The 11,821-nt window shown below is 64.2% G+C and carries 14 protein-coding genes; 4 read left to right on the top strand and 10 right to left on the bottom strand.

Features of this window, described 5'->3' with window-relative positions; translation table 11 throughout:
• Positions 1–15 precede the first annotated feature (15 nt).
• From C4901_RS08055 to C4901_RS08015, 8 genes are all read right to left on the bottom strand, one after another.
• Complete coding sequence (locus C4901_RS08055) at positions 16–603, bottom strand: endonuclease III domain-containing protein (RefSeq protein WP_110138572.1); 588 nt, start codon at positions 601–603, stop codon at positions 16–18.
• A gap of 89 nt (positions 604–692) precedes the next feature.
• Positions 693–1,442 carry a pseudouridine synthase gene (locus C4901_RS08050; RefSeq protein ID WP_110136892.1) on the bottom strand — a complete coding sequence of 250 codons (750 nt, stop codon included), beginning with the start codon at positions 1,440–1,442 and terminating at the stop codon, positions 693–695.
• Entirely contained in the window at positions 1,439–2,152 is a 714-nt protein-coding gene (gene scpB / locus C4901_RS08040; protein WP_205736267.1) for an SMC-Scp complex subunit ScpB, read from the bottom strand. The genes C4901_RS08050 and scpB overlap by 4 nt, the downstream gene beginning before the upstream one ends.
• Entirely contained in the window at positions 2,149–2,916 is a 768-nt protein-coding gene (locus tag C4901_RS08035; protein ID WP_110136890.1) for a ScpA family protein, read from the bottom strand. Before C4901_RS08035 ends, scpB begins: the two co-directional genes overlap by 4 nt.
• A 4-nt stretch (positions 2,917–2,920) precedes the next feature.
• A complete protein-coding gene (locus C4901_RS08030; protein WP_110136889.1) occupies positions 2,921–4,138 on the bottom strand; it encodes a tryptophan--tRNA ligase in 1,218 nt (405 codons plus the stop codon).
• Positions 4,139–4,792: a site-2 protease family protein gene (locus C4901_RS08025; RefSeq protein WP_110136888.1), complete on the bottom strand. Its 654-nt coding sequence runs from the start codon at positions 4,790–4,792 to the stop codon at positions 4,139–4,141.
• 12 nt (positions 4,793–4,804) lie between these two features.
• Positions 4,805–5,440 (bottom strand): L-threonylcarbamoyladenylate synthase, encoded by a 636-nt coding sequence (locus C4901_RS08020; RefSeq protein WP_110136887.1) that lies wholly within the window; start codon positions 5,438–5,440, stop codon positions 4,805–4,807.
• Positions 5,440–6,270 (bottom strand): PHP domain-containing protein, encoded by an 831-nt coding sequence (locus C4901_RS08015; protein WP_205736266.1) that lies wholly within the window; start codon positions 6,268–6,270, stop codon positions 5,440–5,442. Before C4901_RS08015 ends, C4901_RS08020 begins: the two co-directional genes overlap by 1 nt.
• Before the next feature lie 41 nt (positions 6,271–6,311).
• Between C4901_RS08015 and C4901_RS08010 the strand changes: the two genes are divergently transcribed.
• From C4901_RS08010 to C4901_RS07995, 4 genes are all read left to right on the top strand, one after another.
• On the top strand, positions 6,312–7,043 hold the full coding sequence (locus C4901_RS08010) for a hypothetical protein (protein WP_145960667.1): 732 nt from the start codon (positions 6,312–6,314) through the stop codon (positions 7,041–7,043).
• Between the two features lie 192 nt (positions 7,044–7,235).
• Positions 7,236–7,535, top strand: a complete 300-nt coding sequence (locus C4901_RS08005) for a YciI family protein (protein WP_110136884.1) — start codon at positions 7,236–7,238, stop codon at positions 7,533–7,535.
• Positions 7,532–7,792: a BolA family transcriptional regulator gene (locus C4901_RS08000; protein ID WP_110136883.1), complete on the top strand. Its 261-nt coding sequence runs from the start codon at positions 7,532–7,534 to the stop codon at positions 7,790–7,792. Before C4901_RS08005 ends, C4901_RS08000 begins: the two co-directional genes overlap by 4 nt.
• A gap of 8 nt (positions 7,793–7,800) precedes the next feature.
• A complete protein-coding gene (locus C4901_RS07995; RefSeq protein ID WP_110136882.1) occupies positions 7,801–8,634 on the top strand; it encodes a peptidylprolyl isomerase in 834 nt (277 codons plus the stop codon).
• Between the two features lie 65 nt (positions 8,635–8,699).
• On the opposite strand, the gene ligA is transcribed toward C4901_RS07995, so the two are convergent.
• Both ligA and C4901_RS07985 read right to left on the bottom strand, forming a co-directional pair.
• Positions 8,700–10,727, bottom strand: a complete 2,028-nt coding sequence (ligA, locus tag C4901_RS07990; protein ID WP_110136881.1) for an NAD-dependent DNA ligase LigA — start codon at positions 10,725–10,727, stop codon at positions 8,700–8,702.
• Positions 10,724–11,821 carry a cell division protein ZipA C-terminal FtsZ-binding domain-containing protein gene (locus C4901_RS07985; protein ID WP_110136880.1) on the bottom strand — a complete coding sequence of 366 codons (1,098 nt, stop codon included), beginning with the start codon at positions 11,819–11,821 and terminating at the stop codon, positions 10,724–10,726. Before C4901_RS07985 ends, ligA begins: the two co-directional genes overlap by 4 nt.

Raw genomic sequence — 11,821 nt, 5'->3', positions numbered from 1 at the left:
TCCGATGAACCATAGCTAACGCCCGTCGATGCCTTTGTCTGGCTCGGTGGGCGAGACGGCCCGGCACCGCGATCGCAAGACACATTCCTGGCACAACGGCCGTGTCCGGCACGTTGTCTTCGCATGCTCGACGATCAGCGCATGGTATTCATTATAGAGAACCGGGTCATGGGGCAGGGCCCGTTCGAAGTGCTCCCGCATGTCTTCGTAGGTCTCGTGGCCCTGCACAAAACCCAGGCGCGCAAAGAGCCGCCGCGTGTACGCATCGATCACAAAAACCGGGCGACCAAACGCGTAGAGAACGATATCGTCCGCCGTCTCCGGTCCGACGCCATGGACACCCAGAAGCCCGGTGCGCAGCGCTTGCGTCTCCATCCCATGGAGCGTCTCCATGCCCCCTTGGTCGACGACCCACCGGCACAGGGCCTGGAGCCTCTGCGCCTTGACGTTATAATAACCCGCGGGACGTAACGCGTCGGCCAGGACGTCCACGGGTAGGGCCGCTATGGGTGCGGCCTCGAGTGCCACGACACCCTTCATGCGCTGAAGGGCGCGCTCCACATTGGTCCACGACGTATTCTGGGTCAACACCGCCCCGACCATGACCTCGAAGGGGGAATCCGCAGGCCACCAATGCCGCGGCCCGTAATGTGCGAAAAGGTCGTGATAGACACGAACAAGGTGGGACGCCTTCACCGGGATTTTTGCGGAGCCACCAGGCCTGCGACGGTATACAGTTCGGCCACCGCTGGCGCGGCAAGCGGGCGACTGCAGCCCGGTCGCAAGGTTCGCGGTAAGTCCACCGGACCATAGCCAATACGGATCAGGCGACTCACCACGAGCCCCGCCGCGGCAAACAATCGCCGGACCTCACGTTTGCGCCCCTCCATAATGGCAACGTGGTACCAACGGTTGGCGCCATCACCACCCGCATCCTTCATCTCCGTAAAGCGCGCCATCCCATCCTCCAGCATGATGCCTTGCGTCAATTGCGCAAAGGCATCCGGACTCGCACGCCCAAGAACGCGCACCGCGTAACGGCGCACCACACCCGTCGAAGGATGCATGAGGCGCGCCGCCAATTCCCCATCGGTTGTAAAAAGCATGAGACCAGACGAGTTGATATCCAGTCGCCCCACGGCCACCCATCGTCCCTGACGAATCGCCGGGAGCTTGTCGAATACGAGCGGTCGACCCCCAGGGTCGCTCCGCGTGCACATCTCGCCTGTCATCTTATGGTATACGAGCACGCGACCTTTCGGGAGCGGCCGGTGCCCCAGTCGCCAGCCATCGACAATGATGTCTCCGCCGGGATCGACCCGTTCCCCAAGCGTCGCCACCCGACCATCGACCTTGACGCGCCCGGCCAAGATAATCCGCTCCATCTCACGCCGTGATCCGAGCCCTCGCTGCGCCAGAACTTTCTGCAGTTTCTCGCTCACAAGATCTCCCCCGACCCGCCCTCCTCGGGTTCAGTAGCCTCGGACTCGGTGGCCTCGGGTTCAGTAGCCTCGGACTCGGTGGCCTCGGGTTCAGTAGCCTCGGACTCGGTGGCCTCGGACTCGGTGGCCGAAGAGCCTACCGATAGACCAACCGGCACGAACGCCTGGGCACCCTCATCATCAGTCGCGATCCGCAGTTCACTCAGGGGCGGCAACTCCCCCAGAGACGTCAAATTGAAGTTCTCCAGAAAGGCGCGCGTCGTCCCGTACAAGGCCGGCCTTCCCGGAACCTCCTTCGTCCCTACTTGCCGAATCCATTCCCGTGATAACAGCGTCTTTATGATGTCTGAACTGACCGCCACGCCGCGAATCGCCTCGATTTCACCTCGGGTCGTCGGCTGCCGATAAGCGATGACCGCAAGCGTCTCGAGGACCGCGCGCGAGTAACGCGCTGGCCGCTCTGCGAACAGACGATTCAACCATGGCGCATACTCCGCGCGGGTTTGGAGTCTATACGCCTTGTCTATGCACTGAAGCTCCAAGGGGCCACCGTTACACGCGTTGCGAACATCCTCGAGCGCCTGCAGAAGTTCGTCCCGTTCCGGCCGCGCTTCATCGGCGAACAAAGACCCGAGACGTTCCAGGGTGAGCGGCTCCCCCGCGACAAGCAAAGCCGCATGCACGATATCCCGAATACGCACCTCGCTCATGCGGCGGCCTTTAAATGAATGGGCGCAAACGGCTCGTTTTGAACGAGCATGATCAGGGACTCCCGCACCAACTCCAAAACTGCCAGGAAGGTGACGACAACACCCCGCTTTCCTTCACCGATCTGAAAAAGCAGCGAAAATTCCGTGAATCCATCCGAGCGTACCCGCTCCAGGATATGCGTCATCCGTTCCCTTACCGATAAGGGTTCGCGCATCACGCGGTGGTGGGCAAAGGCGTCCTCACGCCGTAAAACCGCGCGCAGTGCGCCCAGAAGGTCCTCCAGGGTGACCATCGGTGCCGGCCGCTCGCTATTGCGGCCATCCATGGGGATCTCCGGCAAAAACAGTTCGCGCCCGACTCGCGGCCTCGCCTCGAGACTTTCGCACACCGCCTGATAGCGTTCATATTCCAACAACCTCCGCACAAGCTCGGCACGCGGGTCCGTCTCTTCGGGATCCGCCGCCACCGGCCTTGGCAGCAACATGCGTGATTTAATCTCCGCAAGCATCGCCGCCATGACCAGATAATCTGCCGCAAGCTCGAGCTTGATCGCCTTCATGATCTCCACATAGCTCATGTACTGGCGCGTCACCTCCGCTATCGGAATATCGAGCACATCGATATTATCGCGACGGATGAGGTACAAAAGCAGATCAAGCGGCCCGGCGAACTCCTCAAGAATGACCTCGAGGGCATCCGGGGGGATATAAAGGTCTTCGGGGATATTGGTCCATTCCTCCCCGCGAACCAGGACCGCGCTCATGATGTTACTCCCACGCCAAACCCATGGCCCGCCGGACGTCTTCCAGCGTTTCGTCCGCCGCCTCCCGGGCGCGACGTGCCCCCTCGGCCAGGATCGTTCGAACCCGGGCCCCGTCACGTTCCAATTCATGGGCTCGCTCGCGAATCGGCGCAAGCTCGGCATTGACGGCATCTATGACCGGTTGCTTGCACTGAAGACAGCCGATGCCTGCGGTCGTGCAACCATTCCGAACCCAGGCCTTCACATCCTCCGAAGAATAAATTTCATGGAAGGGCCAGACCGGGCAAAGATCCGGATTGCCCGGGTCCGTGCGCCGCTTGCGCGCGGGATCTGTGGGCATCGTCTTTATCTTTTTCGCCACCTCGTCCGGATCCTCACGCAATCCGATGGTGTTTCCATACGATTTCGACATCTTTTGGCCATCGAGGCCCGGCATCCGCGACTGTGGCGTGAGCAAGGCCTGGGGTTCTGTGAGGATCAGGCGCCCATGACCCTCCAGATACCCGAAAAGCCTTTCCTTGTCGCCCAGCGTCATGTTTGCCTGCCGCTCGACAAGGGCGCGTGCCGTCTCCAGGGCCTCCTTCTCCCCCCGCTCCAGATAGGCCTCGCGCAAATCCTTATAGGCCTTCGCGGCCTTGCGACCCATGATCCGCAGGGCCTCTTCGGCCTTCTCCAGAAAGCCCGCCTCGCGCCCATAGAGGTAGTTGAACCGCCGCGCCACCTCGCGGCACAGCTCGATATGTGCCACCTGGTCCTCGCCCACGGGCACGAAGGCTGCGCGGTAGGCGAGGATATCAGCACTCTGCAAAAGCGGATAACCGAGAAATCCGTAGGTCGCGAGGTCGCGCTCGCGCAGTTTTTCTTGCTGGTCTTTGAACGTCGGGACGCGCTCAAGCCAGCCAAGCGGCGTGATCATCGATAGCAGCAGATGGAGTTCGGCGTGCTGGGGGACGTCCGATTGCACAAACAAGGTGGCGCTCTGAAAATCGACCCCCGCGGCAAGCCAGTCGATGACCATATCGCGGACGCTCTCGGCGATGACGCCCGGGTCTTCGTAATGCGTGGTCAGGGCGTGCCAGTCGGCAACAAAGAAAAAACAATCGTACTCATTCTGAAGACGCGCCCAATTTTTGAGGACACCGTGATAATGCCCAAGATGGAGTCGTCCGGTCGCGCGCATACCGGACACGACCCGCGTAGCCGACGGGAGGACAGACGACATTTACCCCATCCTGCTCAAGGCGAACACGAGACCTCGCAAGATCGTCACCGGGGGGCCCAGGATCGAGCCGAGCACGCCGGTGCCGACGAGCAACAATAAAATCCACAGACCGTAGGGTTCGATGCGACTGTAGGGCACGGCCAGACGCGGCGGCAACAGCCCGGCCAGCACACGGCTTCCGTCGAGCGGCGGCAACGGCAAAAGATTCAGGACCATCAACACGATATTGATCGTGATCCCGGCAATGCCCATATAGAACAACGGTCGCGCCGCCCACATCGACGGCAGGTACGTGGCAAGCCGTCCCACCAGCGCCCATAGGAGCGCCATGAGCAGGTTGGCCCCCGGGCCCGCCAGCGCCACCAACGCCATGTCCCGCCGCGGTTTGCGCAGATTCGACCAGGTGATGGGCACGGGCTTGGCCCATCCGAATATGAATCCGGTTTGCATCAGGATCAAGAGCCCCGGAATCAGGATCGTGCCCAGGGGATCGATGTGCCGGATCGGATTGAGCGACAACCGCCCGAGGCGCTGGGCGGTCGGGTCCCCGAGGCGCTTTGCCACCCAACCGTGCGCCACCTCGTGCAAGGTTACGGCAAACAGCACCGGAAGCGCCCAGATCGAAAAGGTTTGCAAGGGGTTCAGGGCAGTCATGGCGGGAGTATATCAGCCCCCTTCGCGCGGCGCGAACATCGATGTGTCGCCCACGCCGGCACGATGCACCTGGAACTCCCGGCCTTCCCAGACCACCACGCTGGTCAGGTCTCCCGGGCACGGGCCGCCGTCTATGACGACATCGACGGCATGTTCCAGACGCGCGCGGATCTCCATCGGGTCGCTAAGCGGTGCCTCATCGCCGGGCAGGATCAGGCTTACGCTCATGAGCGGGGCCCCGAGCTGCGCCAGCAAGGCCTGCGTGACGACGTGGTCGGGGACGCGCACACCGATCGTTCGTCGCTTGGGATCCAGCAGTCGTCGCGGGACCTCGTGGGTGGCCGGCAACACGAAGGTATAAGGGCCGGGGGTATGGGCCCGGAGGATGCGATAGGCGCTGTTGTCGACCTGGGCATAGGTCGCCAGGTCCGAGAGGTCCCGGCAGACAAGCGTGAATGGATGCTTCGGATCGAGTTCACGCAACCGGCAGATACGGTCCCGCCCCGCCTTGTTCTCAAGCGCGCAACCCAGCGCATAGCAGGAGTCGGTCGGATACACGATCACTCCTCCCTTTGTCACGATATCCACCGTGGCACGCACCAGCCGCGCCTGCGGATTACGCGGGTGCATCACGAAATACTGGGCCATCACCCGATCTCCTGCAATGCGATCTGCGGCCAGCCGTCCCACACCGGCCGGCAATCGCCCGGGAGCTCCGGCAATCCCCCCGGCCGCGGGCGCCATGGCAGGGCCTTGTGGAAGTCAGATCCCACCGAGGCGTGCAGCGCGTATTTTCGGGCAAGCCGCGCAAGCCGCCCGATCTCGCCCGCATCGAGCCCCGCCGTGACCACCTCGAGCGCCGCTCCCCCCGCCTCGGTAAAGGCGCCTACCAGCTGCGCCAGGCGTCCGCCGCTCAGCCGGTAACGGATGGGGTGGGCGAGAACGGCGCATCCCCCGGCGCCTCTGATCCAGCCGACCGCGGCCGGAAGATCCGGCCATTGCGCCGCCACATAGGCGGCTGCCCCTCGGGTCAGGAAGCGCTTGAACGCGCGCGCCCGATCGGGCGCGTGACCATGGGCCACCAGCCAGTCGGCCACATGCACGCGGCTTACGATTCCCGGCCGCTCCAGGATCGATTGCGCCTCCCCGAGACCAGCCGCTGCCAGCGCCGCCACCATCGCCCGGCCGCGCTCGATACGTATCTCGCGCAACTCATCCAGGGCCTGGCAGAGACGGACATTGCCGGCATCGAGCCCAAGCCCGACCACATGCACGGTCAAACCCTGCCAGCTCACCGACAGTTCGACGCCGGGGATGAGCTGGACGCCGAGGCCGGGAGCCGCGCCGGCGGCCTCACCGACACCGGCCATGGTGTCGTGGTCGGTCAGGGCCAAGACACGTACGCCGGCTGCCGCCGCGTTCGCCACCAGCAACGCCGGCTCGAGCTCCCCATCCGACCAGACTGTGTGTGTATGCAAATCGTAGTACAATTTTCCCACCTTTCGGTCGACGAGGCCTCATGATCCCTATACCCGCACCCCGCAACGCCCTTGAACACCTCCGCCGAATACGGGAGATGTTCCTCGCGGTCTGGCGCCCGCAAGGCAAGGCCGGTGGGGAAAACGATCCGGCCGCGCTCATCGCCACGCTCGAACAGTTTTTTACCATGTTGGCCGAGCTCGACGAGCGCCATGGACGAGAGGCGGCCTTGCCTGACGACGATGCGACACGCCTCGGGAATACCGGCCTGCTCACGCTCGCGGAACTGAGCGAAATCGGCCAACAACTCGGTCTTGCCAAGGCCAAGGCCGAGCTTGAACGGCTCGCGGTCTCCATAGGCGACTGGATCATGCGTCACCATGGGCATGTGCGCGCCCTGGATCCCATTGTAAACGGGCTGGCGGTGATGGCCAACGAACTCCATGAGCCGGCGGCGCTGGAGGATATGACCGCGTTCATGGGAAAACTCATGCAGGCGACCGCGAGCGATATCGCCGCCGACCCGGACAAGTCCGACGATGGGCGCCCATGGCGCATCCTACAGCTGAACCGTGCCATCGTGGCCACCCGTTCCTATAATACCGAACTTATGTCGCGGGTCTTCGACGATCTCATCCAAGGGCTCCCCGGAGATGCCAAGGACTTCTTTCGGGAAGGGATGCGTCAAATGGAGGTCGTGCAATATCCGGCACGGGTGCGTGCCGTCATGACCCACTACTTCCAGGCACTCGCCCAGAACTCCCTCCACTGACACGGCCAATGTCCGTCTACACCCAGCGGCGGCCTGGCGTGGGGGCGCCACGCCCGTGGGGGCGCGCGCGACCGGTTTCCTGCAAAAAAGAATGGCGCGACGCCTTTTAAAGCCCTTTATTCCTGACAGGAGGGCGCATACGATACGCGCTACACAATCCATCCGGCCCACGCCGTTTGGCAAAGGGGCTTTATGCTGTACATGATCCTGGGGACACTCGCATCCGATAGCGGCGCACGTCGCGAGGCCGCACGACCGGAACATCTGGATCGCCTGCGGGCGTTGCAGGATGAGGGCCGGCTGGTATTGGCCGGCCCGTGCCCGGCCGTGGATAGCCCCGATCCAGGACCGGCGGGCTACAGCGCAAGCCTCATCGTCGCGGAATTTCCGTCGCTCATCGCAGCCCGCGCCTGGGCCTCCGAGGACCCCTACACGCGTGCCGCCGTGTACGAGGATGTGGCCGTGCGACCATTTCGTCAGGTGCTGCCGTGAGTCTGCGCGACGCCATCAGCGAACGCCTGAAAGAGGCCTTCGCGCCCACCGAGATCCTGATCACGGACGACTCGCTACAACACGTCGGGCACGCCGGCGCCGGCGATGGGGGGCATTACACGGTACTGATCATCGCCGAGCGTTTCCGGGGTTGCAGCCTCCTCGAACGCCATCGCCTGGTCTATGAAGCGCTCGCGGGTCTTCGTAAAGACATCCACGCGCTATCGATCCGCGCCCTCGTTCCCGGAGATATCTGATCACACCTATGTCCCGATCCCGTTTTGCGCACGCATGGCTGCTCATCGTCGCGATGATCACGGCGTTCCTCACCGGCTGCCACCCCGGCACGGCAATCGACCGAAGTCCTACGCTGGCCACGGTCAACGGGGAACGCATTACCGAGGGGGATTACCGGGACTATGTGCGCGCCCGCGACCTGCAACAACCGCCCCTGCCCCATAACGCGCAGAGCCGAAAGATCATCCTAAACGAGCTCATCAATCGCGTCGTTCTCGCGCAGGCGGCGCGCAAGGCCGGCCTTCAACGACTACCCGCGGTCCATGTCGCCCTAAAGGAGGATCGCGAGAACATCCTGGCGCGCGCCATGTTAAAGCACTTCCTCGCCACCCACCCGATCACGCACACGGCCCTGGAGGCGCTCTATCGTCAAGAGCTCCTCCACACCCCACACGAGGAGTACGAGGCCCGCCACATCCTGGTCGCGACCCGCGCCAAGGCCCTGACGATCCTCCAAAAGCTGCACGATGGCGCGCGCTTCTCGGTACTTGCGCGCCGTTACTCCCTGGACGGCTCATCCGCCGATCAAGGGGGGGCGCTCGGGTGGTTCAACGCCGCCGACGTCCTGCCATCGTTCTATCGGGCACTGACCACCCTGCATACCGGCGAGATCTCGCCGACACCGATCAAGACCCGTTTCGGTTGGCATATCATCCAATTGCTGGCCAAACGTCCATATACACCCCCGCCCTTCGCGGCCGTCGAGACGCGCCTATACCGGTCCCTGGAACAGCAGGAGGTCGACCACATGATGGCGGCCATGCGCCGCAAGGCGGCCATTCGTTACCTATCGACATCCTGACGTCTGGCGCCGCGCCCCGGCGACCACGCCGGTCGCGGCGCGCGGCTTTACCCCAATCCGCGACGCTATGACTCGTCGCCCGTAGCCGGGCCCTTATCGAGCCATGCGCGCAGACCCTGCTCGTCTATGACCGGCACGCCGTACTCCTCGGCCCGTTTGACCTTGCTGCCCGGATCGCGTCCGGCCACCACGTAATCCGTGCGCGGCGAGACGCTGGAGGCGACCTTCGCCCCAAGACCTTCAAGGGCCGTGCGCGCCTGTTCGCGCGTCATACCCGAAAGGGTCCCTGTCAGCACCACGGTCTTGCCGGACAGCGGACCACGTGCCGGCCTCTCCAGGGCCGGCCAGCGGACCCCCGCGGCCTGCAGGCCGGCGATCACGGCGCGATTATGGGGCTCGGAGAAGAACACCGCGATGGCATGCGCGACCACCGGCCCGACATCGGGCACCGCGGTGAGCTCATGTTCATCGGCCGCCAACAGGGCCTCGAGGCTCGCGAAGTGCTGCGCCAGGGCGCGTGCGGTGGCCTCCCCCACCTCCGGAATCCCGAGCGCATACAAAAAACGCGGCAAGGTCGTCATACGGCTCGCGGCGATGGCCTGCGTGACCTTGGTCGCGGACCGTTCGCCCATGCGCTCGAGGCCCGCCAGGTCCGAGACCGTCAGCTTGAAGAGATCGGCGACTGTCTCGACGAGACCCCCGTCGACCAACTGTTCGACCAGTTTGTCGCCCACGCCCTCGATATCCAGGGCCCGTCGCGAGGCAAAATGCCGGATCGTTTGGCGCCTCTGCGCCTGACAGACGAGACCACCCGCGCAGCGCGCCACCACGCCCTGATCGCGCACCGCCGGTGACCCGCACACGGGACAATGGTCGGGGAAGGGGAACGGTCTGGCATCGCCCGGGCGTTTGTCAAGCACCACACCGACGATCTCGGGGATCACATCACCGGCGCGGCGCACGCTCACCCAATCCCCGATCCGCACGTCCTTGCGGGCCAGCTCATCGGGATTGTGCAAGGTTGCGTGGCTGACCATCACGCCGCCGACGGCCACCGGCGTCAAAACCGCAACCGGCGTCAGGGCCCCGGTGCGGCCCACCTGCACATCGATGCGCACGACCTGCGTCACGGCCTCCTCCGCCGGGAACTTGTGGGCTACCGCCCAGCGCGGCGTGCGCGACAGCTCCCCGAGGAGGCGCTGCTCGGCGGTATCGTTGACCTTGTAGACCACACCATCGATCTCGTAGGCAAGCTCTGCGCGGCGGCGTCCCAGGTCGGCGTAATATCGCAGGCAGCCCTCATAGCCCGTCACCACGCGCCGCTCGGGGTTGACCGGCAGCCCGAAGTCCGCGAGACATGTGAGAAGCCGCTCTTGGGAACGCGGCACCTCGCCACCGGACCATTCGCCCGTGCCATAACAAAATAACCGCAAGGGACGTTGCGCACTGACCGTCGGATCGAGCTGGCGCAGGCTCCCGGCGGCGGCATTGCGCGGATTGGCAAACGGCTTGCCGCCCTGCGCCACCTGTGCCTCATTCAGGCGCAGGAATCCCTCGCGCGGCATGTAGATCTCGCCCCGCACCTTCAGGATACGCGGCGGTGCGGCGCTCCGCAGGCGCAAAGGGCAAGTGCGGATCGTGCGCACATTAGCCGTCACATCCTCTCCGGTGGTGCCGTCGCCGCGCGTGGCCGCGCGCACCAGCAGCCCGTCTTCGTAGCGCAGGCTTACCGCCAATCCATCGAGTTTGGGCTCCGCGACGTAGATGACGTCGTCATGTCCCAGGCGCTCGCGCACCCGGCGATCGAAATCGACAAGCTCTTGCTCGGAAAAGACATTGGCGAGCGATAGCATCGCCTGCCCATGGACTACCGGGACAAACGTCGCGCTCGGCCGCGCCCCCACTCTCTGCGTGGGTGAATCCGGCCGCGCGAGATCGGGCCGCGCGCGCTCGAGTTCCACGAGTTCGGCAAACAGCCGGTCATACTCGGCATCGCTGATTTCCGGGTCGTCCAGCACATAGTAGCGATGACTGTGGTAGTCAAGCGCGGCGCGCAACTCGGCCGCGCGTGCGCCGGCTGCGTCTTGCGTCATGGCGGGAACAGACGCACGGCGTTCAGACTCCCGGGGGTGATACCGTGCTGGACCATGTGGTCGGCCATGTCCTGAATCTGGGTGCGGATCGCCCCGAGGCCGGCATCCGACAGCGGCTTGCGATCCGCGTCGAACAGTTTTCCTCCGAGGCGTCGCGCCAGCACCCGCGCCGCCTCCACCATATCCGTGAACGCCGCCAGCGGGTCAGGCACCGACGGGACCGACATGAACAGCGTAAGCCCCTGGGTCTGAAACACATCGAGACGCAGGGGGTCGAAGGATCCCGGCTGATAGAGGTTGGCGAGACTGTAAAGGTGGCGGCACGCACCCGCCGCGGGATTTTTGCGGTGAAAGATGTTGCGCGCCCCGAACTCCAGGTGCGCCTCATGCGCGGCGCGCTCGATGGCCGGCCCCCGGAACACCGGGGCCGAATCCGCCAGCACATTGATGGTCGCTATGACATCGAATGTGCTACAGAACTTGTCGAGCGCGCAGGCCCGTTCCAGGGCCTGTTCAAAGGTCATATTGAATCGCGTCGGGCGATCCAAGGCATCGGCGAGCTTCAATCCGATCTGCGAGAGGGCATTCAACTCCGACTCGTTCACAGCGCCCGACCGGTCGGCCAGCTGCAATGCCAGGGCCAGCAGCCCATAACGGGCGGTCGCCGGGTCCCTCGATAGGTTACCCCACGACTGACTGCCCTCACGCTGGCCATAGAGTCGATGGGGTTTATCGATCAGATACTCGCTTTGTTTATAGATCCCGAGCGCCGCATCGCGTTCGACCATGGCATCGCCCGGCAGAAACACGATGAAATCTATGCTTCCGAACGGCTCTTCCAGGCCACCTTCCTCGGCCCCCGCGGTCTTGGCCTCCTCCGCGGGCCCTTCGGTCTCGGGACGCAAGACGCGCCGCTCGCTCCACGGCGGCGCGCTATCCTCGGATGGCGCCTCATTGATCACGCCCCGTCCCTTGAATCGCCCCTCGAACAACGCCAGCAGGCCGCGCTTGATGCGCCCGCGATCATAGGCATTCAGTGCCACGATGGCCATGATCAACAGGCCGAGTATGATAAGTGCGCCTCGCAGGCCCAT

This window comes from Acidiferrobacter sp. SPIII_3, from assembly GCF_003184265.1.
In the GTDB taxonomy this organism is placed as follows: Bacteria; Pseudomonadota; Gammaproteobacteria; order Acidiferrobacterales; family Acidiferrobacteraceae; genus Acidiferrobacter.
This window is presented reverse-complemented; position numbering and strand designations above follow the sequence as displayed.